Consider the following 24,616-nt stretch of genomic DNA (forward strand, 5'->3'; position numbering starts at 1 on the left):
CGCGCGATGTGCCGTGTGTCTGCACGCCCGGCCAGACGTATGCAGAACGCGTCGCGAGGAACACAGGGGAGATTAAGTTCAGGCGCGCAGGTTTTCCATCGGACGCATCTGAATTTTCGCGGGGAAGTGTATGAAACCGCGCTGCAAGGCCGGGCCGGCTGGCCGCTTCACAGGTCAGGGAAGCCCGAGCGGCCCTGCGTCAGGTCGAACAGTTCGGATTTCGCCGCCGCCTCGGCCATTTCCGGCAGCTTGATCACGAGCCTCACGGTCATTCCGTACGCACTGTCCACCAGCTCGTAACCCGCCTGCTCGATCCATCGGCGCACGCGTGCCTCGTCCGGGTAGCCGATTTCGATCGCGAACCGCGTGTGGCGAATGCGTTCGACGCGCTCGGCATCGAGCAGCGCCGACGCGATCGCATCCGTATACGCGCGCACCAGGCCGCCCGCGCCGAGCTTCACGCCGCCGTAGTAGCGGACCACCGCACCGAGCACGCCGTCGAGATCGTGATGACGCAACACTTCGAGGATCGGCCGGCCGGCGGTGCCCGACGGCTCGCCGTCGTCGGACATTCCGGACTGGCCGCCGGCAAGCAGCGCCCAGCACACGTGGGTGGCCGCAGGATGCTCGTCACGCAGGCGCTGCAACGCCTGCATTGCGGCGTCGCGGTCCTCGACGGGGATCGCGAACGCGATGAAGCGGCTTTTGCGGATTTCGAGTTCGCGGGTGTAAGCAGTAGCGAGTGAATAACTCATTGAACGGAAAACAGGTCGTGTGGGGGCGGCATCGAGCGCATTATGAGCCATCCCGCTGCCGGATCGACGCAAGCGGCGCGGAGCACGGGGCGTCTTGATAACCGACGATGCATGAATTTTTGGGGAAGTTGATAAATGGTTAAATCTGGAAGACGCCCGCGCAGTAGCGTTGATCTTTTGTAACAGCCCTGTTACAGTTCCGCCGCATCGAGATGCCGCCTACTCAATCGCAGCGATTGATAATCCGGGTGCCGGCCTTGCGGACATGACGATTTTCGATACTTTCCAGGTAATGCCGGAAGGGGAGAATCGGCGGCGCGAGTCCGGTGGTCAATGCGCGCGATGGGCGCATCTCATGGAAAGCGGAGCGCAGCCGCCCGATACGGGTGGCGCGATTATAAGAACACCCCACGAGAAGCAATCCCAACGAGAACAACAATGGCCGATTTGCATTGGACCATGCCAATCGCCAGATGGACGTCGATTTCGACCGCGGGGGTACCGGGCGTCGAAGCCCTCGATCCGATGGTGCGACGCCGCTTGAGCCGGCTGTCGCGTCTCGCGCTTCAGGCGGCCTACGATTGTGCCGGAGCGGAACATCCGTTGCGCATGGTGTTCGCATCGCGTCACGGCGAACTGGTGCGAACCACCGGCATTCTTGCCGACATCGGCGCGTCGGAACCCGTCTCGCCGACTGCCTTCAGTCTCTCCGTTCTCAATGCCGTTACGGGCGTTTTTGGAATCGCCCGTCGCGACCGAACTGCCGCCACGGCGATCTCGGCCGGGCATGAAACCCTGGGCTACGCGCTACTCGAAGCCTTTTCCCAATACGCGAGCTCGCCGAGCTCGCCGGTGTTGCTTGTCTATGCGCACGAGCCAGCCGATCCCGTCTATGGCGACGTCGATGACGATCCCGAGAGTGTCGGGCTGGCCATTCTGATCGGCGCCGATGAATCGGCCGACTACCTGACCTGTGAGATGACAGCGGACGGCGCGTGCGATGCCGGCGATGCAGCCGGTACGCAAAGCGAGGCCGTGCTGCGTTGCCTGTCCGCACGCACCACGGCGTCGTGGCGCTGTCAACACGCATCGTGGCGATGGAGCTGGCATGATCGCGCGGCTTGACTACGGCTGGCGTCTGTTCGCGACCGGCGCGAGCCTCGCCTTTTTCGCGCTGTGCGGATCGGCGTTCTCGTTGCTGGCGATCGTCGTCGGCGGATTATGGCCGCATCGGCGCTCGCGCCAGCGTGGCGTAACGCTTGTCATCCATTACTTCTTCCGCGCGCTGGTCGCGATGCTGCAGCACGTCGGCGTGATGAAGCTCGAACTGAGCGGCACGGAGCGCCTTGCCAAGGGCGACCCCGCCATCGTCGTCGCGAACCACCCGACCTGGCTCGACGTCATGGTGCTGCTGTCGCTGACACCGAAGGCATGCTGCGTCGTCAAGCGCGGCCATTGGGGCAACCCGTGTTTCTGGGGTATCGTCCGGGCGGCCGAGTACGTCAGCAATGCCGATGCGGTCGATCTCGTCGAGGCCGGCGCGCGGCAACTGGCGGCGGGTTACACGATGATCATCTTTCCGGAGGGCACGCGCAGCCCGGGCCGCAATCGCCTGCACGCGTTCTCGCGCGGTTTCGCGCACATGGCGCTGCAATCCGGCAGCCGGATCCAGCCGGTGCTGATCGATTGCGACCCGCCGGTATTTACCAAGACGCTGCGCTGGTATCACGTGCCGGCTCGAGCATTTCGCATGCGCATCGACGTCCTGGAGCCGATGGACCTGAACCGGCTGGCGTCGAACGTGGCGTCTCCGTCGATTGCCGCTCGCAGCATCGCCCGCGAAGTGGAAGTGCACATTACTCAAAGCCTGTTTCAGCATGGATACTTTAAAACTGCAAATTAAGCAGCTTCTGATCGAGATGCTAGACCTCAGCGACATGACGGTCGACGATATCGATGACGATGCGCCACTGTTCTCGACCGACGGAATCGGACTCGATTCAGTCGATGCGCTCGAAGTCGGCATCATGCTGCGCAAGAAGTTTCAACTGACGATCGCCGCAAACGACGAACGCACGAAAGCGCATTTCCGTTCGATCAACACGCTGGCGGCATTCATTGCCGACCAGCAGTCTCATCAGGCACCACAAGAAGCCGTGCTGGAAAAAGGGAGTCACTCGTGACCGACGCAGAAATCCTGGAGCGCATCCGCGCCATCTTTCATGAGAATTTCGCGATCGAGCCGGAGCGGGTGACGCCCGATACGCACCTGTTCGAAGAGCTCGATCTGGACAGCATCGACGCAGTCGACCTGGCAATCAAGCTTCAGGAAATGACAGGCAAGCGCATCAAGCCCGAAGAGTTCAAGTCCGTGCGGACCGTCGGTGACGTTATCGCCGCCGTTCACGTGTTGCTCGCGCGCGCTTGACGATGGCGTTGACGGGCATGCGGGCTACTACCGGCACGGTCCTGCCGCGCTGGGCAAGCGTCGCGGCGAGGGCGACGCTGACCCTGGCCTATCCGCTCGTCATCCTGTTCGCGTGGCAGAGCATGTCGCCGCGTTACGTCGGCTGCCTGCTGGTTGCGTTGCTCTGGCTGAAGCGCACGGTCGGCAAGGGTACGCTGGCGAAGGCGCTCAGACGGCTCACGACGCTCGACTGGGCCGTGGCGGGCGCGTTGACCGTGTTGTCGGCCGCGATTGCCGTGACCAATAGCGAACGCCTTCTTCACCTCTACCCGGCATGCGTGAGTGTCGGCTTGTTGGTCGCGTTCGGCGCGACGCTGCGGCACGGTCCGACCATGATCGAAAAATTCGCACGACTGACCTATCCCGAACCGAGTCCGGAAATCATCCGGTACACGCGGCGCGTCACACAGGTGTGGTGCGCATTCTTCATTGCAAACGGCGGCTTCTCGGTCTATACGGCGCTGTACTGGAGCCCTGCGGGATGGGCGCTTTACAACGGGTTGATCGCGTATGTGCTGATCGGTGCGTTGGTTGCCGGCGAGTGGCTGTGGCGCCGGTTCTTCATTGCCGCCGCGCATGAACGGACGGGTGTCGCATGATCGCGCTGCACGAGATGCTGTGTGCCGAAGCGGATAGTGGCGTGGCGGTCTGTCGCGACGGCGCCGACGTGCTGACGCTGGGCGATCTGCGCGCGCGTGCCGGCGCGATTGCGCGCGTGGTGAAGGCGAGCGGCGCGCGACGGGTCGCGATTTGCACGGACGATCCGTATGAATTCGCGTGTGCATTGTTCGCGGTCGCGGCGGCGCACGGCGAAGTCGTGATTCCCGCCAGCAGCGCGCCCGGCTATCTCGCTGAGCTGGCGCATGCATACGACCTTGTGCTGGATGCGCCGGCATTGGCCGCGTGCGGGCACGACTCCGACGTCGGAACTGCAATCTCCAACTGCCCGATCGACGCTGCCGCAGCGGTGACGCTCTACACGTCGGGCAGCAGCGGCGCCGCGAAGCCGGTGCGAAAGTCGCTTGCGCAGCTCGATGCCGAAGTGAGCACGTTGCAGCGCGAATGGGGCGACCGCACCGGCGCGGCAGTGACGCTGTCGAGCGTACCGCACCATCACATCTACGGACTCCTTTTCAGAATCCTTTGGCCGCTGGCGGCGGGCCGTGCGTTTGACCGGTCACCGGTGCTTGAACCGCTGCAGCTGCAGCAGCGTCTGGCCGAATACGGTGGCGGTGTCGTGGTCTCCACGCCGTCGCAACTGATGCGCTGGCCGGCGTTGCCAGGTTTTCCCATGCGGGCGCCCATGCCATGCGCGTTCTTCTCGTCGGGCGGCCCGTTGCCGGCCGATGCGGCCATGGCCTATTCGGACGCGTTCGGTGCCGCGCCAATCGAGATATTCGGCAGTACGGAAACAGGCGGCATAGCGTGGCGCCGCCAGGACATCGCGCACGCGTGGCAGCCGCTGACCGGCGTCGATGTGCGCTGCGACGACGATGGCGTGCTGTGCGTTCGCTCGACCCATCTCGGCCATGATCGATGGCACCGCACCGACGACACCGCACGATTCGACGCACACGGTCGCTTCGCACTCGCCGGCCGACGCGATCGCGTCGTCAAGCTGGACGGCAAGCGCGTGTCGCTGCCGGAACTCGAGGCGCGGATACTCGCGCACGCATACGTCGAGCAGGCGGCGGCCGTGGTGGTCGACGGCACGACGCGTGCGCACGTCGGCGTCGTGGCGGTATTGACCGCCGCGGGACGTGATGCGCTGGCGGCGGATGGCCGGGTTGCCGTTGCCACGACGTTGCGGCACGCGCTCGGTGAATACTTCGACGCGGCTGCATTACCGCGTTACTGGCGGTTCCTGCATGCGATGCCGTTCGATGCGCGCGGCAAGTTGCCCGCCGCCGCGCTGGCGGCCGCCTTCACCGCCACGCCGGAGGGCTTCGAACTGCTCGCTTCGTGGCGTAGCGACGACGCGTTGCATTACGAATTGCGCGTGCCGCCCACGCTTGCGCATTTCGACGGACATTTTCCGGGGCTGCCGATCCTGCCGGGCGTCGTGCAAATCGACTGGGCCGCGCGCCTGGCCGGCCGCGAGCTGCCGACCGTGCGCGACATCCGTTGCGTCGAACACCTGAAGTTCAAGGCACCGGTGCCGCCGGGCGCGGTGCTCTCGCTGCGTATCGCGCATGACCCCGTACGCGGACGCACGCGCTTCGCGTTCCGCTGCGGCGAGCGGGAATGCACGTCGGGTGTTCTGGTCCATGGCATGGCGGCCAGATGAGCGATACCTGCATCGTCATTCCGATCTACAACCATCGCGACGCAATCGGCGGCACGCTGGCACGCCTTGCCGTGCACGGCCTGCCGATCCTGGTGATTGACGACGGCAGCGACGCGCCGACGCAACATGTGCTGGCCACGCTGGCGGCGCGCTACGCGGGCGTCGTGACGCTGCTGCGATTGCCCGTCAACGGCGGAAAGGGCGCGGCGGTCATGGAAGGTTTGCGCGCTGCGCGTGCGCGGGGCTATCGGCACGCGATCCAGATCGATGCCGATGGTCAGCACGACGCGGCCGATGTGCCGAAGTTCGTGGCCGCCGCGCAGGCCGAGCCCGACGCCGTGATCCTCGGCCGGCCGCGTTTCGACGATAGCGTGCCGAAGGCACGCCTGTACGGCCGTTACCTCACGCACGCATGGGTATGGATCGAAACGCTGTCGCTGGACATTCCCGATGCGATGTGCGGGTTTCGTCTTTATCCGGTCGACATCGTCTGCGAGCTGATCGACGCGGTATCGATGCCGACGCGGATGGCGTTCGACAGCGAAATCCTGGTCCGTCTTCACTGGCGCGGCCTGGCGTTCAGGACGATTCCGACGCGTGTGATCTACCCCGCCGACGGCGTGTCCCATTTCGATGTCTGGCGCGACAACGCGCGCATCAGCCTGAGCCACACGTGGCTCGTCGCCGGGATGCTTGTGCGCGCGCCGATGCTGCTCGCACGCCGTCTGGTCGGGCGGCGCGGCGCGTCGCCCACCGGCCGCACGCGTGCGTGGTGGCGCATGCCGGAGCGCGGCAGCCGGATCGGCATGGCATTGCTCGCGCTCAGCTGCCGTTTGTTCGGCAAGGGCTTCACGTCGTTCTGGCTGCATCCCGTCGTCGGATATTTCGTGCTGACGAATCGCACGGCGCGCACCGCGTCGCATGCGTATATCGCGCGCCTGCGCGATGCGCGAGCGGCGGCCGTGCCGAAGCCGGGATGGCGCAGTGCTTACCGGCACATGCTTGCCTTTGCACAGGCAGGATTCGACAAGTTCGTCGCGTGGTCCGGCCGTCTCGACGAGCTCGACGTGCGTTTCGACGACTCGTCCGCGTTCGATGCGCTCGCGGCGAGCGGGCGCGGCGCGCTCGTGATCGGCGCGCATCTGGGCAATCTGGAGATGACGCGGGCACTGGCGCTGCGCGATGCGCACACGAAGGTGACGGCGATCGTCTACACCGAGCATGCGAAGCGCTTTACCGGCGTGCTTGCCGGCGCGAATCCGGAATTCGGCAAGCAGCTCGTCGAGGTATCGGACTTCGGACCGGATACGGCGATGATGATGCAGTCGCGCATCGACGCGGGAGAGTTGCTCGTGATCGTCGGCGACCGCGTGCCGCCGCATGATGCCGGTAAAACGGTCGACGCCCGCTTTCTCGATGCAACAGCGCCGTTCGCGCAGGGCCCGTATATCCTCGCCCACGCGCTCGGGTGCCCGGTCTACCTGTTCTTCTGCCTGAAGGAGGCGCGCGGCTACCGCCTCTATTTCGAGCCGTTCGCCGACCGGATCGAGCTGCCGCGTCGCGAGCGCGCCGAACACGTCGCGACGTGGGCGCAGCGCTATGCCGCGCGGCTCGAACACTATTGCCGCATGGCTCCCTACCAATGGTTCAACTTCTTCGATTTCTGGGCGCGGCCCGATGGAGGTCCGCGTGGCCGAGCATGACATGAACGACGTCGCGGCATGCATCGCCGCGAATCCGAGCCGGCCGGCCGTCGTGGTCGGAGGCCGGCATCTGACGATCGAGGACGTCGTGGCGATCGCCCGCGACGGTGCGCCCGTCGCACTGAACGCAGGACCCGAATGGCGCGCGCGGATCGAGCGCGGCGCAACCTGGCTGCGCGACTATCTCGCGAATGGCGGCACGCTGTATGGCGTCACCACCGGATATGGCGACGCCTGCGTGGTGGAGGTACCGCCGTCGCTCGTCGAAGCGCTGCCGCTGCAGCTGACCCGCTATCACGGGTGCGGCATGGGTGACTGGTTCGATGCGACGCAAACGTTGTCCATCATCGTCGCACGGCTCAACTCGCTCGCCTTCGGCTACTCGGGCGTGCGGTTCACGTTGCTGGAACGGCTGGCCGACATGGTGAATCACCGCATCCTGCCTCGCATTCCGTCGGAAGGCTCGGTCGGCGCGAGCGGCGACCTGACACCACTGTCCTACGTCGCCGCCGCGCTGGTCGGCGAGCGCACCGTCGTGTTCGACGGCAGCGAGCGGGACGCGCGCGAGGCATGGCATGCGATCGACCGCACGCCGCTGACGCTCGCGCCGAAGGAAGGGCTCGCGTTGATGAACGGCACGGCGGTCATGACGGGGCTGGCCTGTCTCGCGTTTGCGCGCGCCGACCACCTGACTCGGGTGGCGGCCCGCCTGACCGCATTGACCACCGTTGCGCTCGACGGCCGGGCCGGGCACTTCGATGCGCGGCTGTTCGACGCGAAACCGCACGCGGGACAAGCAGAGGCGGCGGCGTGGATACGTGCCGACCTGGCCGGGCGCGACGAATTGCCCGCACGCCGGTTGCAGGACCGCTATTCGGTGCGCTGCGCACCGCACGTAATCGGCGTGGCGCGCGACGCGTTGTCGTGGATGCGCCGCGATATCGAGAACGAGCTGAATAGTGCGAACGACAACCCGCTGATCGACCCGGACGAAGGGTGCGTACTGCACGGCGGCAATTTCTACGGCGGTCATATCGCGTTCGCGATGGACGCGCTCAAGACCGCGGTGGCCAACCTCGCGGACCTGATGGATCGCCAGCTCGCGCTGCTGGTCGACGACAAGTTCAGCAACGGACTGCCGCGCAACCTGACGGGCGCCGGCCCGGAGCGCGCCGCGATCAACCATGGGTTCAAGGCCGTGCAGATCTCGTCTTCCGCGTGGACGGCGGAGGCGCTGAAGCTGACGATGCCGGCGAGCGTGTTCTCCCGCTCGACGGAGTCGCACAATCAGGACAAGGTCAGCATGGGAACGATTGCCGCGCGCGATTGCCTGCGTGTTCTGACCTTGACCGAGCAGGTTGCCGCCGCGCATGTGCTCGCGACCGTGCAGGCTACCCGGCTGCGACTTCGCGATGATCCGCGCACGCAGCTTTCGCCCGCGCTTCGTGCGTTTGTCGATGACGTGGATCGTCAATCGCCGCTGGTGGTCGAGGACCGGCCGCTCGAAGCGGAGTTGCGCGCGTTGACCGCGCGCCTGGCCGCATGCGAGCCGATCGGCGGCTCGTACGGCGGAATCGGGCACGGGGAGGTGGCATGAGCGCATCTCGTTCGCCGCTGACCGCGACAGCCCGTGTCGAGGTCCTGTTTCACGATGTCGATGCCATGAACGTCTGCTGGCACGGCCATTACTTGAAGTACTTCGAAAGCAGTCGTGCCGCGTTGCTGCGCATGATCGACTACGACTATCCGGCGATGCTGGCGTCGGGCTACATGTGGCCGGTGGTGGAGGCGCATCTGAAGTACGTTCGCCCGGCCCATTACAGTCAGCAGCTCGACGTACGCGCGACGCTGCTCGAATTCGAGAACCGGCTGAAGATCGGATACGAAATCGTCGACGCGGTGTCCGGCGAGCGCTTGACGAAGGGATATACGGTGCAACTGGCGGTCGATGCGACGACGCGCGAACTACAGTTCGTGTCGCCGCCGGCCCTGATCGAAAAGGTGCACGCACGATGGGTCTGAATTCGCACTACCAACGGTTTGCGGCGGTGACGCTGGCCGCAGGCATCGCGCTCTCCGGCTGCGCGGCGCTGGCCGCCCCGGCGCCGGTTGCGGCGTCTCGGCCGGCGAATGCCGCGCTCGTTTCCGAGGTTGCGGCGCGGCTCGCGCGGGTCGGCGCGATTCGCGCGGACTTTCGGCAGACTCAGACGCTGGCGGCGATGAAGCAGCCGCTCGTCAGCACTGGATCGATGTTGTTCGATCGCAGGTCGGGCGTCGTCTGGCGAGTCGAGACGCCTTACAAGGCCGCTTACGTGATCACCGATAACGGCGTGCGCGAGGTCGGCGCGGATGGGCACCTCGTTGCGCCCGGCGGTGGCGGTCGCGGGGTCGCGCAAGTGTCGCGCATGATGCGCGACATGCTCGGGGGCGACCTGTCGGCGCTGTACGCGCAATTCGACGTCGATGCGAGCGGAACGCCGGAACGGTGGAGGATGGTGTTGCGGCCGAATCAGCCGCAGCTCGCCCAGGCGGTCCGCGTGCTCGAAATGAGCGGAGGCACCTATCTCGGCCGGCTCGAGTTGACTTTCGCCAACGGCAATGTGACCGCGCTGGAGTTTGCCCGGCCGACACCGGTCGAGGGGCCTGCGCCGGTCGAGCGCGCGTGGCTGGAGGCGCGGTGATGGATGCGGCGCGTGATGTCGTCGACACATCGGGCGTGCGCGCGCGGCGGCGCGTGCTGTGTGGTGCATGGTTGCTCGTTGCGCTCGTGGCGGCCGCATACATCGTGTGGCGCTTCTCGAGCGGGGCCGCGCCGTTGCAGACGAACCTGCTCGCGTTGCTGCCGGCTACCGAGGCAAACCCGGTTGCCGAGCGAGCGGTCGACATGCTCGGTGATGCACTCGGCAACCGCACCGTCTACCTGGTGACCGATCCGGACGCCGCCCGTGCCAAGGCCGCCGCGAAAGAGTTTGCCGTGCGGCTCGACGCCAGCGGCGCATTTCGTTCGGTGACCGTCGAGGTGCCGCCATTCGATCTCTCGGATATCTCGGCCACGTACATGCCGGCCCGCTTCGGTCTGCTGACCGACGCGGATCGCAGGTCGCTCGAGCAAGGCGGTGCCACACTCGACGAACGATTGATCAGGCGTCTCTATGCACCGCCCGTCGACGGCTTGCAGACCGCCGTGGCCGACGACCCGTTCGGCTGGTTGCAGCACTGGCTCGGCGAGCTGCCGCTCGCGGCGTCCGGTCTGTCACTCGAGGACGGCATGCTGGTGTCGCATCGCGATGGTGCAACAGGCGTGCTCGTGATGACGTCGTTGCCGGGCTCGGCCTACGAGTCGAAGATCCAGCACGCCGTGCGTGTCGCGACGGTCGATGCGGAACATGCGCTCGCGACCGACTTCCGCGGCGTTCGCGTCGACCGCGCTGGCGCGGTATTTCATGCGGAAGCCGCGCGTGCCAGCGCCGAGCGGGACGTACACGTGATCGGCGCGGTATCGCTGGCCGGCATCGCGCTACTGCTCATGAGCGTATTTCGCTCGCCGCGCCTGCTCGTGCTCGCGTTCGCGTCGACTGCATTCGGCATCGTATGCGCGCTGGCGGCAACGTTGCTCGTATTCGGCAAGCTGCACCTGCTGACGCTGGTGTTCGGTGTGAGCCTGATCGGCGAAGCCGTCGATTATTCGATCCAGTATTTCGTCGTGTACCTGTCCGCGGGGCGGCAATGGGACGCGCGTCGCGGTGCGGCGGCGGTCAGGCCCGCACTCGTGGTGGCACTGGCGACCAGTCTGCTCGGCTACGCGATCCTGATGTGGGTGCCGTTCCCCGCGCTCAAGCAGATCGCGTGCTTTGCGATCGTCGGGATCCTCAGTGCATTCGCGGCCGTCACCGGCTTTTTGCCGCTCATGCTGACGCAGGCGCCACGGCGCGTGCCGTCCGGCGTTTTCTCGTGTGCTGCCCGCTTGCTGAGCGGATGGCAATCGCTGCTGGCCGGCCGGCGCGGGCTGTTCGCTGCCATGCTGGTTGCGCTGGTCGCGATCCCGGGGTGGGCTGTGTTGAAGAGCGACGACGACATTCATCTGCTGATCCAGCGCGATGCGGACCTCGCGCGACAGGAAAGCAATATCCGCGCGGCGGTCGGGCTGGCGAACACGGCACAGTTCTTCGTCGTTCAGGGCGCGACGCCTGAAGAGGTGCTCGAGCGTTCGGAGGCGCTGATCGGGGCGCTCGATCAGCAGCGGGTCGGTCGTGTTCAGTCGATCGCGACGTTCGTGCCTTCGGCGAAGCAGCAGGCGCACAACCGTGCCGTGCTGGGCGCGCACGTGTTTGGCGACGCCGCCGCACTGCGCGGCACGCTGACGCGCGCGGGCTTCCGCGACGAGGTTGTCGACGCGTGGATCGACGCGTATTCCCGCAACGCCTCGGCGACGTTGTCCGTCGACACGTGGCTGGCCGCACACTGGTCGGCGCCGTTCCGGCATCTGTGGCTCGGTCGAATCGATGGCGGCGCCGGTCCCGTCGCTGTGGCGCTCGCGATTCCCGAGCGGGTCGACGCGACGAACGCCGGCACTTTCGCGGCCCTCGCGCGCACGCTGCCGGGCGTATCGTGGGTCGACAAGGCATCGAGTGTGTCGCGCCTGTTCGGCGCCTATCGGATCGACAGCGGCCTGTGGCTGGCTGGCGCGCTCGTCGTGGTCGCCGCATTGCTGATGTGGCGCTACGGTGTGCGCGGCGGCATCGCGACGACGTTGCCCGTCGTGTTCGCCATCGCGTTGACGCTTGCGGCGTTCGGCTACGCACGGGTGCCGCTTACGCTGTTCAACTGGCTCGCGCTGATGCTGGTACTCGGCGTGGGTGCCAATTACGCGGTGTTCCTCCGCGAGGGCTGCATCCGGGACAGATCCGGCCTCGGCGCCGTGTGGACCGGCGTGCTGCTGTCGGCGGCCACGACGTTGCTGTCGTTCGGGATGCTCGGTGCCAGCGCGATGCCCGCGCTCCGCAGCTTTGGTACGACGCTCGCGATGGGCATCGTGTTTTCCGTGCTGTTCGCGCCGCTTGCGACGCCGTCCACGAAGGAGTGTCGCGCATGAAGTCGCAATTGGCGCCGGTTTATCTGTCGGCACCGGGAATGATCAACGCGCTTGGCGCGACCACCGACGAGATCGTCGACGCATTGCGCGCCGGCATCTCGCCTGGCATGCAGCCGCGCACCGATGTTCCGGCCGGCGGCTGGGTCGGGCGCGTGCGAGCGACACTCGACGTTGCGCCGCCCGAATCCCTTGCGCATTTCGATTGCAGGAACAATCGCCTGCTGCTTGCGGCGCTGGCGCAGATTGGATCGTTCGTCGACGCGGCGATCGCGTGTTACGGCCCGCGTCGGGTCGGCGTGGTGATCGGCACGAGTACGTCAGGAATCCAGGCGGCAGAGCAGGCGTTCGCACAGCGCGCCGCAACGGGCGCGATGCCCGCCGCCTTCGACTACAGGCAGATGGAAATCGGCACGGCGGCGCCGTTCGTGCGCGCGGTGCTGGGTGTGGGCGGCCCGGCGTACACGTTGTCGACGGCATGCACGTCGAGCGCGAAGGCATTTGCAGCCGCGCGTCGTCTGTTGCAGTTGAGGCTGTGCGACGCAGTCGTTGTCGGCGGAGCGGATTCGCTGTGCGAGCTCACCTTGCAAGGCTTCGCGTCGCTCGAATCGGTCAGCCCGGCGCGGACCAATCCGATGAGCCGGAACCGGAGCGGCATCAATATCGGCGAAGGCGCGGCGCTGTTCGTGATGTGCCGCGATGAAGCCGCGGTCAGGCTGGCCGGCGTCGGCGAGTCGAGCGACGCGCATCACATCTCGGCACCGGACCCGGCGGGATACGGCGCGGAGGACGCGCTGCGCGGCGCGCTCGCGGACGCCGGTGTGGATTCGTCCGCGATCGGCTATGTGAACCTGCACGCGACGGCGACCCGCCTGAACGACGAAATGGAAGCGAAGGTGACGGCGAGGGTGTTTCCGCACGGGGTTCCGGCGAGCGGGACCAAGCCCCTGACGGGGCACATGCTTGGCGCGGCGGGCGCGACCGAGCTCGGATTCGGCTGGCTGACGCTGGCCCGCGGGATCCCGCTGCCGACGCACGTGTGGGACGGCGAGCACGATCCGGCGTTGCCGCGGCTCGATCTCGTCCAGGGCGAGCGCCGGCTAGCGGGCGATGCGTCAGGACGCTATGTAATGAGCAATTCGTTCGCCTTCGGCGGCAGCAATGCCAGCCTGATTCTGGGAGCCTGACATGCATGCCGGACCATTGATCGACGCGCTGCACGGCGGCGCGGACATTCCGGTCGGAAATGTGCCGGACGTATTGCCGCATCGCGGCACGATGCTGCTGCTCGATGCGATTGAGCGCTGCTCGGAAACCGGCATCGAGGTGCGTGCGACCGTGCGCCCCGATGCGTGGTATGCCGACGGCAGCGGGGCGATGCCGGCGTGGATCGGCATCGAGCTGATGGCGCAGGCGATCGCCGCGCACGTCGGCCTGCTTGCCGCGCATGCGGGCGGCCGCGCGAAGCCGGGCGTGCTGCTCGGCGCCAACCGTTATGTCGCGCATCGCGCGACGTTCGGCGCCGACACGGTTCTGCGCATCGTCGCGCGGGAACTGTTGCGTGGCGACGAAGGGCACGGCGCATACGAATGCGCGATTCATGCCGAAGGCCATTGTTGCGCGGAAGCCGTCGTCAAGGTGTACCAACCGAACGATTTCCAATCTTTTATCGAAGGGAGCTTCAACTCATGACTCGGCGAGTTCTCGTGACAGGAGCGAGCCGCGGCATCGGCCGCGCCGTGGCACTGCGCGTGGCGTCCGACGGCTTCGCCGTAACGGTTCATTGCCGCACCGGACGCGAGGCTGCGGAGGCGGTCGCCGCGACGATTCGCGCGCAGGGCGGCACGGCCAGCGTGCTGCAGTTCGACGTGCGCGACCGCGCGGCGTGCCGGCGCGAGCTGGAGGCCGACGTCGAGGCGAACGGCGCGTACTACGGGATCGTCTGCAATGCAGGCGTGACGCGGGATGGTGCATTCCCGGCGTTGTCGGAAGAGGACTGGGACGTCGTGATCGAAACCGGGCTGGACGGGTTCTACAACATCGTTCATCCGCTGACGATGCCGATGGTGCGGCTGCGCAGTGGCGGCCGCATCGTGACGATCGCATCCGTGTCGGGCGTGACGGGCAATCGCGGTCAGGTGAACTACAGCGCCGCGAAGGCCGGCCTGATCGGCGCGACCAAGGCGCTGGCGGTCGAACTGGCATCGCGAAAGATCACGGTCAATTGCGTTGCTCCCGGGCTGGTCGACACCGGCATGCTCGACGACGTGCCGCTGGAGCACGCGTTGAAAGCGGTGCCGATGGGCCGCGTTGGCCAACCGGACGAAGTCGCGGCGGTCGTCGGCTTCCTGATGTCGGATGCGGCGACCTACGTCACCCGGCAAGTCATCGGCGTCAATGGCGGGATGGTGTGATGAAGCGAGTGGTCGTGACGGGGATGGGCGGGGTGACCGCCTTCGGTCAAAGCTGGCCGGAAATCGAGGCGCACTTGCGCGACGGGCGCAATGCGGTACGGCGCATACCGGAATGGGACTGCTACGAAGCGCTGCATACGCGGCTTGCGTGCCCGTTGCCGGGCTTCGAGGTGCCGGGCACGTATCCGCGCAAGAAGACGCGCTCGATGGGGCCGGTTTCGATGTACGCGGTGCGCGCGAGCGAGCTCGCGCTCGCGGATGCGCGGCTGACCGACGATCCGTCGATCCGGGACGGCCGGATGGGCGTTGCGTACGGATCGTCGTCGGGATCGGTCGACCCGATCCGCGCATTCGGCACGATGATCGAGACGGGTTCGATGCGGGACGTCACATCGAACAGTTACGTGCAGATGATGCCGCACACGACGGCGGTCAACGTCAGCCTGTTCTGGGATCTGAAAGGACGGATCGTGCCGACGTCGTCGGCCTGCGCGTCCGGCAGCCAGGCGATCGGCTATGCGTACGAGGCGATCGCGACGGGCAAGCAGACGCTGATGCTGGCCGGCGGTGCGGAAGAATTGTCGGGCCCGGCGGTGGCGGTGTTCGACACGTTGTACGCGACCAGCACGCGCAACGACGACGCGAACCTCACGCCGCGCCCGTTCGATGTCGATCGTGACGGCCTGGTGGTCGGCGAAGGCGCGGCGACGCTCGTGCTCGAGGAATACGAGCACGCGATCGCACGCGGCGCGACGATCCACGCGGAGATCGTCGGTTTCGGCAGCAATTCCGACGGCGCGCACATCACGCAACCGACGGCCGAGACGATGGCGGTCGCCATGCGTCTGGCGCTGGACGATGCGGGGCTCGATGCCGGTGCAATCGGCTACGTCAACGCGCACGGCACTTCGACCGATCGAGGCGATGTGGCGGAAAGTCATGCGACGGCGTCCGTGTTCGGCGAGCGTATGCCGATCAGTTCGCTGAAGAGCTATGTGGGCCACACGCTCGGCGCATGCGGCGCGCTCGAGGCGTGGTGGACGATCGAGATGATGAAACGCAACTGGTATGCGCCGACGCTCAATCTCGACACGGTCGATCCGGCTTGTGCATCGCTCGACTACATCATCGGCGACGCGCGCCGGATCGATGCGGAGTTCGTGATGAGCAACAACTTCGCATTCGGCGGGATCAACACGTCGTTGATCTTCCGGCGAGCTGCCCCGTGACGGCGCGCGTCGTCGTCACGGGACTCGGTATCGTGTCGTGTCTCGGTAATTCGCTGAACGAAGTATCGGCGGCGCTGCGCGCCGGTCGCTCGGGTGTGAGCCGCGTGAACGCTTGGCGCGAGCGCGGTTTTCGCAGCCAGGTCGCAGGGGTGGCATCGGTCGCCTCGGCTGCGCGGTTCTCGCGCAAGCACGAACGATTCATGGGCGACACGGCGCGCTTTGCCGCGCATGCCGCCGCCTCGGCGCTCGACGACGCGGGCCTCGATGCCGCGGTACTTCGTTCGCCGCGCGCGGGCGCGATCGTCGGGTCGGGAATCGGTTCGATGGCCGATTACGACGATGCGATGGCGATTGCGCAACATCGCGGCATCGACAAGACACCACCCTATGTCGTCCCGAAGGCGATGAGCAGCACGGCGTCGGCGTGCGTTGCGCAGTTGTTCGGCATCGAGGGTGTGTCGTACTCGCCATCGTCCGCATGCACGAGCTCGGCGCTCGCGATAGGCCAGGCGACGCAATTGATCCGGTCCGGCTGCCAGGACATCGTGCTGGCGGGCGGAAGCGAGGCACTGCACGACAACATGACGTTGATGTTCGACGCGATGGGCGCGTTGTCCAGCAGTTTCAACGATACGCCGGACAGCGCGTCGCGCCCGTATGCGCTTGGCCGCGACGGCTTCGTGATCGCATCCGGCGCAGGCATTCTCGTGCTCGAATCGCTCGAGCACGCGCGTGCGCGTGGCGCGCGCGTTTACGCGGAAGTCGCCGGGTTCGGTCAATGCACGGACAGCGCCGGCATGGCGACGCCTCACGCGCACGGGATCGCGCGGGCAATGCGTGGCGCGCTGGACGGCGGCGGACGACGCCCGGACTACGTCAATACGCACGCGCCGTCGACACCGCTTGGCGACATCGAGGAGCTGAAGGCGCTCGTCGACGTATTCCGCGGCGATGTGCCGGCGTTTTCGTCGACGAAAGGCATGACGGGGCATCCGCTCGGCGCAAGCGGGGCGCACGAAGCGATTTATACGATCCTGATGATGCGCGACGGATTCGTCGCGGGCACGGCAGTCGGCAACGAGGCCGATCCTGCCATCGCCGGCATGCCGCTCGTGCGCGACGCGCGTGAAGGGGCAATCGAGCGCGCGCTGTCGATTTCGTTCGGATTCGGCGGCAGCTGTGCAAGTCTGTTGTTGGACGCCTGGAAGGGCGATTGATGTGAACCTACTGAGCTGAGAGGACGATAACAATGAAGCACAAAGGACATCTGGCCGGCATGTTGGTCGCGGCATCATTGCTGACGGGGTGCGGCACCGTGGTCCGTTCGCTGCCTCTGCCCGCAGCGGTAACGGCATCGGATACGAGCGGCGTCGCGGTCTATTTCGGTGCGCAGCCGCATCCGGATATCAAGACCACCATTGGTCCGCGTTCGGAATCGGTGCGTGTCCAGCGCGGGACTCAAGCCGAGCAGCAAACGTGCGATCAGGCGTTGGCAGAAGCGCTGAACCGCCTTCGCGTCTACGCGAAGAATCATGGCGGGAATGCGGTCATCAACGTGACGACGCGTTTTCACGAGAAGCGCTCGAATTCGACGAGCGAATATACGTGCGGCGTGAGCGGCAGTGCCGGTGCGATCGCCGTCTCGGGTGACGTCGTGCAGCTGAACGCGCAATAACGGGAGTCCACGTGAAATATCGCATTGCAGTGGCGCTGTTTGGCGTGATGTTCGCGGCTTCGGCTGCACACGCACGGGACACGATCAACGATTATCCGATCGAGAGCGCATTGAAGAGTGAGCCGGGCAAGCTCGATGATGGCGTCGCGCTCTATTTCGGCGATCAGGCGCATCCGCGCGTCATCAAGTCGTACGGCTCGTTTGCAACCAACAAGAAGACCAATTCGTTCGGCAAGAGCGACGAGGCAGCGTGCCAGCACGTATTCCTGTCGGCCGTGATCGAGCTTCAGGCACGCGCGCGAAAGGAAGGCGGCAATGCCGTCATCGGCATCAAGAGCAATTACCGCAACGTGTTGCGATCCAGCGCGACCGAGTTCACGTGCGGTGCCGGGGCGGTCATGGCAGGGGCAGCACTGACCGGCGAAGTGGTGACGTTGAAGCAGTAACCGGGCTGGAAGAGGCCGCCGGACGGCGGCCTTGTTCGCTCACGCAGGTTTGCGCGCGGCGACGTTGACGAGCGTCTCGCGGCGCCGGCCGGGCTTCGGCGCATACAGGCCGATGCGCTCGAGCAGGCCGAAGTCTTTCGCACGGCTCCACCACAGGTAGGGAAACGACACGTTGCGGGCTTCGAATGCAAATCCGGCGTGGCGGAGCATTGCAAGGTAGCCGTCTGCGCTTTTCTGAACTTCCATCGGGTGACGGAACAGCAGCCGGATCACCCAGGACTTGATGTAGGCATCGGTCGATTCGGCGAACAGCAGCAACCCGCCGGGTTTCAGCACGCGGCGAAAATCGGCCAGCGCATGCTCCTGGTCGACGAGGTGGTGGAAGGTCTGATGGCAGAACACGATGTCGACGCTCGCATCGGGGAGCGGAATCTGCGTGCAGTCGGCGTGATGGAGTTCGACGGGCGTTGCGCAGCGACGCGCCTCTTCCGACGCATGCTCGAGCGAGTCGTCGTGGCAATCGATACCGATGATCTTGCCGGGCGAGAACGCTTCGCTCAGCAGGCGGAACGACTTGCCCTGGCCGCAGCCTGCATCGAGGATGACGGGCGCCGTCGGCAGCGGCGCCGCGACAAGCCGCTTCAGATCGTCGATGGCCACCCTGAGCACGTGATGTTCCCAGGTATGCGTGCGAAGAAACCAGATGCCGAATCGGGTTTCGGGAACATAGGCGGGAGCGTGCGTGCGGTAGGACGTCATGGGTCTCTCGGCGGAATCTTGGATTTGTTGAGCGCCTATTGTAGTTTGCAACGTCAAATCGTGGTGTGAGAAACGTAAGATATCCAATCAATCGAAGTGAATTGGCAAGCATGAGTGAAATGAAATCGAATTCGATCGACGTCGCGATCATCGGCGCAGGGCCGTCCGGTGCCGTCGCGGCCGCGCTGCTGCGCAAGGCCGGGCGCTCGGTGCTGGTGCTCGAACGCCAGCATTTTCCGCGCTTCTCGATCGGAGAAAGCCTGTTGCCCCAGAGCATGCGGTATCTCGAAGAAGCGGGCATGTTGCAGGCGGTCGTCGAGGCCGGCTTCCAGTTCAAGAACGGCGCGTATTTCGTCTATCGCGACAGGATGTCGTCGTTCGATTTCCGCGAAAAATTTTCCGAGGGCTGGGGAACGGCCTATCAGGTCGAACGCGCTGCGTTCGACGATCTGCTGATCCGCTGCGCAGCCGAACAGGGCGCGGACGTTCGATTCGGTCATACCGTGCGTGCTTTCGAGCCTGGCGATACGCCGCGGCTCGATGTCGTCGACGAAGCCGGTCACGAATATTCCGTTCAAGCGTCGTTCGTACTCGATGCGAGCGGGTTCGGCCGCGTGTTGCCGCGCCTGCTGGGACTCGAGGCGCCGACCGGCCTGCCGACGCGCGCGGCGATCTTTTCGCACGTCGAAGATAACCTGCCGGCCGGCTCGACCGATCGCGACAAGATCTGCATCGCCGTTCATCCGGAGCGACGCGATGTGTGGTTCTGGATGATTCCGCTGACGAACGGGCGTTCGTCGGTCGGATGCGTGGCCGATGCCGCATTCCTGGACGTGCCGGAAGCGCAGCAGGAATCGCGGTTGCGCGAATTGCTGCAGAGTGAGCCGACACTGTCGCGGCTTGTCGGCAGCAAGCCGTTCGTGATGCCGGTGCGTCGCATCTCGGGCTATGCGTCGAATGTCGCGTCCCTGCACGGCCGCGGCTATGCGCTGCTCGGTAACGCGGGCGAATTCCTCGATCCGATCTTCTCGTCGGGCGTGACGATCGCGCTGCGGTCGGCCCATCTGGCGGTTGCCGTGCTCGAACGGCAGTTGCGCGGCGAGGCCGTCGATTGGGCGACCGATTACGACGTCGCGTTGCGCAAGGGCATCGACACGTTCCGCGCATTCGTCGAGCGCTGGTATTCAGGATCGCTGCAGGACATCGTGTTTCATGAAGACAAGGCATCCGACGTGAAGCGGATGGTCTGCTCGATCCTCGCCGGCTACGCGTGGGACGAGTCGAATCCGTTCGTGCGGGAACCGGCGCGCGGCCTCGACGTGCTCGCCGAGTTCTGCCGTTCCGGCGGCCTCCGTTGATTCGCGTCAGGTGCATGGGCGGTGCGGGCAGGCCCGGACGTCGGGAGACGTCCGGGTTCCCGTTTCATCCGTCACGGGACCATGCGGCCACGGCCGACCACCCGCTGCATCGTTCGTCGCGGCAACCGTAGCCGCGCGAGCCAAGCGCCGAGGAATGCGCCGTCCGACGCCCGGCTTCGCCGGGCTGTCCGCTCAGCTACCCTGCAGCCGGATATCGCGCGACGATGCACCCACATACACCGTCCCGCCCGGCACGAACTTCCAGCCATTGCGCGAGGTGTCCCACACGCTCTGCATCCGCGGCGACACGGTCACGCGCACATGCCGGGCCTCGCCGGGATTCAGCCGGATTTTTTCCCAGCCGACCAGCCGCTTCGGCGGTTCGTCCTTGTACGGCACGCCGAGATAAACCTGCGGCGTTTCCGCGCCGGCGACGCGCCCATCATTGCGCACGGTAAATGCGACGCTCAGCGAGCCGTCCCGTTGCCGCGACACCGACAGGCCCGAATACGCGAAGTGCGTGTACGACAGCCCGTAGCCGAATTCGAACATCGGCTTGATGTTGCGCGCGTCGTACCAGCGATAGCCCATGTTCAGCTTCTCCGCGTAGACCGGATCGTTCTCGAACGTACCGTTCTGCCCCCACGCCGGCGAATCCTGGTCGCGCGCCGGGAACGTGACGGGCAGTTTGCCGGACGGATTGACCGCGCCGAACAGCACGTTCGCGATGGCCTTGCCGCCGGCCTCGCCCGGATACCAGGCCTCGACGATCGCCGACACGTTGTCCTTCCACGGCATCAGCACCGGATTGCCGCTCTGGACGACGACGATCGTGTGCGGATTCGCACGCGCGACCGCTTCGACGAGCGCGTCCTGGTTCGACGGATTCGCGAGGCTCAGGCTTTGCAGATCACCGAAATCCTCGCCGGCCGGCTGCGCGACCACGACGATCGCGACGTCCGAGCGGCCCGCGAGCGCGGCGGCCTGGTCGATTTCCTGCTGCGTGTACGCGCGGAACGGCGACTGCTGGTCGCTGTTGCCGGCGAACGTGACCTGCGCTGCCGGCGCGAGCGCGCGGATCGCCGCGACGATCGGCACGTCGACCTTGAGCCACGGATTGCGCCACCAGCTGCAACCCGTAGACGACCCGAAGGTCAGCCCGCCGCAGCCTGCGAACGAACCGGTGACGGGATCGCGCGTGTTGCCCGAGCCGCCGCCGGACAGGACGGCCGCATCGGCGTGGCCGCCGATCACGGCGATGCGCGACAACGCCGCTGCCGCCAGCGGCAACTGGTTGCCGTCGTTCTTCAGCAGAACGATCGACTGCTCCGCGACGCCCTGTGCGAACCGGTTCGCCGCCGCGAAATCGATCGAGCCGCCACCCTTGGCCGGATCGTCCATCACGCCGACGCGAATCATCACGGCCAGCTTGCGGCGCACCATGTCGTCGAGGCGCGCGGTCGACACCGAGCCGTTCGCGATTGCCTGCTTGACGGCGGCTGGCGTGAGGTACACGGTCGGCCCGACGTCCTCTTCCTCGTCGAGCCCGGCGTTGATCGCCGCAGCGGTGCTGTGCGCCGCGCCCCAGTCGGATTGCACCTGGCCCTGGAAGCCCCATTCATTCTTCAGCACGTCGTTCAGCAGATGATTGTTCTCGCATGCATACGTGCCGTTCAGCCGGTTGTAGCTGCACATCACGCTGCCGGGCTGCCCGCGTTTCGCGGCGATCTCGAACGGCAGCAGGTAGAGCTCGCGCAACGTGCGCTCGTCGATCTGCGTGTTGCCGCCCATCCGGCCATGTTCCTGCTCGTTGCCGGCATAGTGCTTGATGGTCGCGATGACCTTCTGCCGCTGCGTGGCGAGCGTGCGCTCCGCGAGCAGGTCGCCGGCCAGCAGCGGATCCTCGCCGAGATACTCGAACAGCCGGCCGCCGCGCGGCTCGCGCGCGAGGTTGGTCCCGCCGCCGAGACCCATGCCGAATCCTTGCGCGCGCAACTGGATCGCGACCTGCTTCCCATAGTCGTACGACAGGCGGCGATCCCAGCTCGCGGCAACGGCAATCGTCGCGGGGAAGGTCGTGCTCGCCTGCGACGTGCTGCCGGAGCCGGTCGCGGAGTCGACCATGTTGAGATCGGGAATGCCGAGCCGCGGCACGCCCTGGATGTAGCCGGCACCGCCGCCCGGCACTTTTGACATTTCGTATTGCGAATGAATGAACTGCAATTTCTCGTCGAGCGTCATCTTGCGCACGAGGAGATCGGCGCGCCGTTGCGCGGCCGACGATGCGAACGTGTCGGTGGCGTCGCCCTGCGAATTGAAGTCGGCGTTGCCTGCATAGGCGGTGGTGCAGAGGGCCGCTGCCAGCACGGCGGCCGGCCAGAGTGTGTCCCGCATGTTGCTCTCCATGATCGTATTGCCGGTTGTTCGAATGATGTCTGGAGCTGCGCACGGCCGGTGGATTCGCACCGGACGCATTCGGCTGGCGATGCAGGGTGATTGCGCGTCGGCATGCCAGACCAGGCGGGGAATCGTTACGGCCGGTTGGGCCCGATCGAACAACGCGGACGGCGACGCGGACCGCCCGACACTGCCGAATCGGATGTAGCGATTCTCTGCAGTGGCCAATCGTACGAATGTAGTTTGACTACAGCATCGGTGTTTCTACCGATACGTACGATCTTTTTTCGATGCGATTGCGTCGCGCGGGAAAAAGACGGTAAGCGGTTCTGATTGTGCGTGTGCAGCAGGGTAAGAAGTACCTGCGCGCGAGCGCTCGGAGGGGAGGGAGGCGCAGACGTGCGTGCTCGCGCAATGCGGCTCGTTGCGCGCGCATCGAACGCGATGCCGTCGGATTCCGGCTGCCTCCGGGGAAACCGGAGGGGCGTGAACGGGCCTAGCCGCGCCGAGCGACGGGACTGCCGGGAAGCGGAATCCCGGCACGATAGACGACGGTCGCAAGCGCCGCTGCGACAGCAGCCTCGGCCGTGAGCACGGCGGCTGCGGCGCCCAGTTCGGCGAAGTACTTCGCGAGCACGGGCACGAGCACGATGTTCAGAATGCCCGATGACATGAGCACCCGCGTGAATTCCGATTTCATCCCGAGCGGAAGCATCGTCTGCACACCGAATAGATCGGTCATCCCGGCCATGAATGGAATGAACGCCATCCAGCGCAACACCTGGACCGTCGGTTCGTATGAAGGGCCGTACAGGATGCGCACGGCGAGCGGCGCGCCGAAGAAGATCGCGAGCGAGATGCCGAGCACCATCGCGACCTGCACGACGAACAGCTTGCGCAGGAACGAGAATGCGTCGTTTCGCGCATGCCGCATCAGGTAGCTGATGCGTGGATAGGTGGCGGCCTTCAGCGGCTGGAGCATGCTGAGCGCCGCGCGGATCAGCTTGTCGCCGGCGGCGAAATAGCCGGCCGCGACGTTGCCCGACACGAAGCCGAGCAGCACGGTGTTGGTCGACGCATAGAACGCAATCGACGTCGACGCGAGGAACACCTGCCAGCCGCCTTTCAGCGATTCGGCGATGTCGGCGAAACCGACGCGAACGAAGTCGATTTCGCGCTGCGCATACAGATAGACGCCGAGCACGAGTGCGGACAGCGTCGGGACGGCGGCGTTGACGATCATCGCACGGTCGATATCGGCCGGACTGTGCACGAGAGCGAACATCGCCGGCAGGCTCAGGATGCGGCCGACGAACAGGATCACGCTCAGCGCGCGCAGCTTCTCCATGCCCTGGAAATACCAGCCCGGCGTGAACGCCACGCCGGCCACCATCCCGAAGCCGATCAGCAGCAGGTCGCGATCCTCGCCGAAGCGGCCGACCAGCACGATCAGTCCGACCAGCACGATGAAGCAGATCACCGCGATGCCGATCTGCGCATACAGCGTCGCCCAGAAGATGCGGGAGCGTTCGGCGCGATCGTCGCGGGCGAGCGCGATGCGTGGCGTGGCGGTGAGGTCGAAGCTGTAGCTCGTGCAGTTGGTGAGGTACGCGATGACCGCAAGCGAGAACGCGAGCTGCCCGTAGCCCTCCGGGCCCAGCGCATGCGTGAGCAGCGGTGCGATCAGCAGCGGTACCGCATACATCGAAATCTGCAGCGTCAGCAGCAGCAGGAAATTCTTCTTGAGGTTTGACATTCGCTTGGTCGGCGCCGTGGGTGTCGCTGGGCGGCGTGCGGGCCGCGGTGCGCTTGCGCAGCCGGTCGGCGCTGACCCGGCTGCATGGCTTCGCGGCCCGTTCCGGCAGGCACCGGTCTCGCCCGGCGGAGCCGGACACGGCCACATCGTATGGCGGTCATGATACGGGCCGGGCAGGGGGACAGTGTTCGCGAGCCTACCTTTCGCGGATTCGGTACACAGCCGCGGCTCGAATCGGGACAGCAGGTGCCTCGTTGTATCGCGGTAGTGATGAATGCATT

General features: G+C 65.9%; 23 protein-coding genes. 19 read left to right on the forward strand and 4 right to left on the reverse strand.

The annotated features are described in order from the left end of the window. Positions 1-167: 167 nt before the first annotated feature. Entirely contained in the window at positions 168-755 is a 588-nt protein-coding gene (locus tag WS51_RS04240; RefSeq protein ID WP_059450544.1) for an IMPACT family protein, read from the reverse strand. Between the two features lie 438 nt (positions 756-1,193). Here WS51_RS04240 and WS51_RS04245 point away from each other — a divergent pair, with 438 nt between their 5' ends. The 18 genes from WS51_RS04245 to WS51_RS04330 are packed head-to-tail and all read left to right on the forward strand — an operon-like array spanning position 1,194 to position 18,065. Then, the gene (locus tag WS51_RS04245; RefSeq protein ID WP_059450543.1) at positions 1,194-1,880 is read left to right on the forward strand and encodes a beta-ketoacyl synthase chain length factor; all 687 of its coding nucleotides are present in this window, start codon (positions 1,194-1,196) and stop codon (positions 1,878-1,880) included. Further along, positions 1,864-2,658, forward strand: a complete 795-nt coding sequence (locus tag WS51_RS04250; RefSeq protein ID WP_059540957.1) for a lysophospholipid acyltransferase family protein — start codon at positions 1,864-1,866, stop codon at positions 2,656-2,658. Before WS51_RS04245 ends, WS51_RS04250 begins: the two co-directional genes overlap by 17 nt. After that, complete coding sequence (locus WS51_RS04255) at positions 2,633-2,938, forward strand: phosphopantetheine-binding protein (protein ID WP_059450541.1); 306 nt, start codon at positions 2,633-2,635, stop codon at positions 2,936-2,938. Before WS51_RS04250 ends, WS51_RS04255 begins: the two co-directional genes overlap by 26 nt. Then, complete coding sequence (locus WS51_RS04260) at positions 2,935-3,183, forward strand: acyl carrier protein (RefSeq protein ID WP_059450540.1); 249 nt, start codon at positions 2,935-2,937, stop codon at positions 3,181-3,183. Before WS51_RS04255 ends, WS51_RS04260 begins: the two co-directional genes overlap by 4 nt. Positions 3,184-3,185: 2 nt before the next feature. After that, positions 3,186-3,821: a COG4648 family protein gene (locus WS51_RS04265; protein ID WP_059507281.1), complete on the forward strand. Its 636-nt coding sequence runs from the start codon at positions 3,186-3,188 to the stop codon at positions 3,819-3,821. Continuing rightward, positions 3,818-5,509 (forward strand): ApeI family dehydratase, encoded by a 1,692-nt coding sequence (locus WS51_RS04270; protein ID WP_069228648.1) that lies wholly within the window; start codon positions 3,818-3,820, stop codon positions 5,507-5,509. Before WS51_RS04265 ends, WS51_RS04270 begins: the two co-directional genes overlap by 4 nt. Then, positions 5,506-7,212: a glycosyltransferase family 2 protein gene (locus WS51_RS04275; RefSeq protein ID WP_069228649.1), complete on the forward strand. Its 1,707-nt coding sequence runs from the start codon at positions 5,506-5,508 to the stop codon at positions 7,210-7,212. Before WS51_RS04270 ends, WS51_RS04275 begins: the two co-directional genes overlap by 4 nt. Next, positions 7,199-8,809, forward strand: coding sequence for an HAL/PAL/TAL family ammonia-lyase (locus WS51_RS04280; RefSeq protein ID WP_069229116.1), 1,611 nt, complete (start codon positions 7,199-7,201; stop codon positions 8,807-8,809). The genes WS51_RS04275 and WS51_RS04280 overlap by 14 nt, the downstream gene beginning before the upstream one ends. Then, positions 8,806-9,234, forward strand: a complete 429-nt coding sequence (locus WS51_RS04285) for an acyl-CoA thioesterase (protein ID WP_060346441.1) — start codon at positions 8,806-8,808, stop codon at positions 9,232-9,234. Before WS51_RS04280 ends, WS51_RS04285 begins: the two co-directional genes overlap by 4 nt. Then, on the forward strand, positions 9,225-9,893 hold the full coding sequence (locus tag WS51_RS04290; RefSeq protein WP_060024661.1) for a LolA family protein: 669 nt from the start codon (positions 9,225-9,227) through the stop codon (positions 9,891-9,893). Before WS51_RS04285 ends, WS51_RS04290 begins: the two co-directional genes overlap by 10 nt. Next, complete coding sequence (locus WS51_RS04295) at positions 9,893-12,304, forward strand: MMPL family transporter (protein ID WP_069228650.1); 2,412 nt, start codon at positions 9,893-9,895, stop codon at positions 12,302-12,304. The genes WS51_RS04290 and WS51_RS04295 overlap by 1 nt, the downstream gene beginning before the upstream one ends. Next, a complete protein-coding gene (locus WS51_RS04300; RefSeq protein WP_069229115.1) occupies positions 12,301-13,488 on the forward strand; it encodes a beta-ketoacyl-[acyl-carrier-protein] synthase family protein in 1,188 nt (395 codons plus the stop codon). Before WS51_RS04295 ends, WS51_RS04300 begins: the two co-directional genes overlap by 4 nt. A gap of 1 nt (position 13,489) precedes the next feature. Next, the gene (locus tag WS51_RS04305; RefSeq protein WP_059507287.1) at positions 13,490-13,993 is read left to right on the forward strand and encodes a hotdog family protein; all 504 of its coding nucleotides are present in this window, start codon (positions 13,490-13,492) and stop codon (positions 13,991-13,993) included. Next, positions 13,990-14,715, forward strand: coding sequence for a 3-ketoacyl-ACP reductase FabG2 (locus WS51_RS04310; protein WP_059507288.1), 726 nt, complete (start codon positions 13,990-13,992; stop codon positions 14,713-14,715). Before WS51_RS04305 ends, WS51_RS04310 begins: the two co-directional genes overlap by 4 nt. Beyond that, positions 14,715-15,944: a beta-ketoacyl-ACP synthase gene (locus WS51_RS04315; RefSeq protein WP_069228651.1), complete on the forward strand. Its 1,230-nt coding sequence runs from the start codon at positions 14,715-14,717 to the stop codon at positions 15,942-15,944. The genes WS51_RS04310 and WS51_RS04315 overlap by 1 nt, the downstream gene beginning before the upstream one ends. Continuing rightward, a complete protein-coding gene (locus WS51_RS04320) occupies positions 15,941-17,161 on the forward strand; it encodes a beta-ketoacyl synthase N-terminal-like domain-containing protein (protein WP_069228652.1) in 1,221 nt (406 codons plus the stop codon). Before WS51_RS04315 ends, WS51_RS04320 begins: the two co-directional genes overlap by 4 nt. Before the next feature lie 32 nt (positions 17,162-17,193). After that, positions 17,194-17,619 carry a signal peptidase gene (locus WS51_RS04325; protein ID WP_069228653.1) on the forward strand — a complete coding sequence of 142 codons (426 nt, stop codon included), beginning with the start codon at positions 17,194-17,196 and terminating at the stop codon, positions 17,617-17,619. A gap of 47 nt (positions 17,620-17,666) precedes the next feature. Then, positions 17,667-18,065, forward strand: a complete 399-nt coding sequence (locus WS51_RS04330) for a hypothetical protein (RefSeq protein WP_059541405.1) — start codon at positions 17,667-17,669, stop codon at positions 18,063-18,065. 39 nt (positions 18,066-18,104) lie between these two features. Here WS51_RS04330 and WS51_RS04335 read toward each other — a convergent pair whose 3' ends face one another. Beyond that, entirely contained in the window at positions 18,105-18,824 is a 720-nt protein-coding gene (locus WS51_RS04335) for a class I SAM-dependent methyltransferase (protein WP_059773467.1), read from the reverse strand. Between the two features lie 110 nt (positions 18,825-18,934). Between WS51_RS04335 and WS51_RS04340 the strand changes: the two genes are divergently transcribed. Next, positions 18,935-20,182 carry an NAD(P)/FAD-dependent oxidoreductase gene (locus WS51_RS04340; RefSeq protein ID WP_059540980.1) on the forward strand — a complete coding sequence of 416 codons (1,248 nt, stop codon included), beginning with the start codon at positions 18,935-18,937 and terminating at the stop codon, positions 20,180-20,182. A 192-nt stretch (positions 20,183-20,374) separates the two neighbouring features. On the opposite strand, the gene WS51_RS04345 is transcribed toward WS51_RS04340, so the two are convergent. Both WS51_RS04345 and WS51_RS04350 read right to left on the reverse strand, forming a co-directional pair. Beyond that, positions 20,375-22,576: a glycoside hydrolase family 3 C-terminal domain-containing protein gene (locus WS51_RS04345; protein WP_059507711.1), complete on the reverse strand. Its 2,202-nt coding sequence runs from the start codon at positions 22,574-22,576 to the stop codon at positions 20,375-20,377. A 499-nt stretch (positions 22,577-23,075) separates the two neighbouring features. Further along, positions 23,076-24,335 (reverse strand): oligosaccharide flippase family protein, encoded by a 1,260-nt coding sequence (locus tag WS51_RS04350; protein WP_059450524.1) that lies wholly within the window; start codon positions 24,333-24,335, stop codon positions 23,076-23,078. Positions 24,336-24,616 lie beyond the last annotated feature (281 nt).

Origin of the sequence: Burkholderia territorii (genome assembly GCF_001718335.1) — a bacterium.
Lineage (GTDB): Bacteria > Pseudomonadota > Gammaproteobacteria > Burkholderiales > Burkholderiaceae > Burkholderia > Burkholderia territorii.

Excerpts from the sequence above, each read along its gene's own strand:
- WS51_RS04240 (WP_059450544.1), bottom strand. The coding sequence starts at position 755 with ATGAGTTATTCACTCGCTACTGCTTACACCCGCGAACTCGAAATCCGC.
- WS51_RS04245 (WP_059450543.1), top strand. The coding sequence starts at position 1,194 with ATGGCCGATTTGCATTGGACCATGCCAATCGCCAGATGGACGTCGATT.
- WS51_RS04250 (WP_059540957.1), top strand. The coding sequence starts at position 1,864 with ATGATCGCGCGGCTTGACTACGGCTGGCGTCTGTTCGCGACCGGCGCG.
- WS51_RS04255 (WP_059450541.1), top strand. The coding sequence starts at position 2,633 with ATGGATACTTTAAAACTGCAAATTAAGCAGCTTCTGATCGAGATGCTA.
- WS51_RS04265 (WP_059507281.1), top strand. The coding sequence starts at position 3,186 with ATGGCGTTGACGGGCATGCGGGCTACTACCGGCACGGTCCTGCCGCGC.
- WS51_RS04270 (WP_069228648.1), top strand. The coding sequence starts at position 3,818 with ATGATCGCGCTGCACGAGATGCTGTGTGCCGAAGCGGATAGTGGCGTG.
- WS51_RS04275 (WP_069228649.1), top strand. The coding sequence starts at position 5,506 with ATGAGCGATACCTGCATCGTCATTCCGATCTACAACCATCGCGACGCA.
- WS51_RS04285 (WP_060346441.1), top strand. The coding sequence starts at position 8,806 with ATGAGCGCATCTCGTTCGCCGCTGACCGCGACAGCCCGTGTCGAGGTC.
- WS51_RS04290 (WP_060024661.1), top strand. The coding sequence starts at position 9,225 with ATGGGTCTGAATTCGCACTACCAACGGTTTGCGGCGGTGACGCTGGCC.
- WS51_RS04295 (WP_069228650.1), top strand. The coding sequence starts at position 9,893 with ATGGATGCGGCGCGTGATGTCGTCGACACATCGGGCGTGCGCGCGCGG.
- WS51_RS04300 (WP_069229115.1), top strand. The coding sequence starts at position 12,301 with ATGAAGTCGCAATTGGCGCCGGTTTATCTGTCGGCACCGGGAATGATC.
- WS51_RS04305 (WP_059507287.1), top strand. The coding sequence starts at position 13,490 with ATGCATGCCGGACCATTGATCGACGCGCTGCACGGCGGCGCGGACATT.
- WS51_RS04310 (WP_059507288.1), top strand. The coding sequence starts at position 13,990 with ATGACTCGGCGAGTTCTCGTGACAGGAGCGAGCCGCGGCATCGGCCGC.
- WS51_RS04315 (WP_069228651.1), top strand. The coding sequence starts at position 14,715 with ATGAAGCGAGTGGTCGTGACGGGGATGGGCGGGGTGACCGCCTTCGGT.
- WS51_RS04325 (WP_069228653.1), top strand. The coding sequence starts at position 17,194 with ATGAAGCACAAAGGACATCTGGCCGGCATGTTGGTCGCGGCATCATTG.
- WS51_RS04330 (WP_059541405.1), top strand. The coding sequence starts at position 17,667 with ATGTTCGCGGCTTCGGCTGCACACGCACGGGACACGATCAACGATTAT.
- WS51_RS04335 (WP_059773467.1), bottom strand. The coding sequence starts at position 18,824 with ATGACGTCCTACCGCACGCACGCTCCCGCCTATGTTCCCGAAACCCGA.
- WS51_RS04340 (WP_059540980.1), top strand. The coding sequence starts at position 18,935 with ATGAGTGAAATGAAATCGAATTCGATCGACGTCGCGATCATCGGCGCA.
- WS51_RS04345 (WP_059507711.1), bottom strand. The coding sequence starts at position 22,576 with ATGCGGGACACACTCTGGCCGGCCGCCGTGCTGGCAGCGGCCCTCTGC.
- WS51_RS04350 (WP_059450524.1), bottom strand. The coding sequence starts at position 24,335 with ATGTCAAACCTCAAGAAGAATTTCCTGCTGCTGCTGACGCTGCAGATT.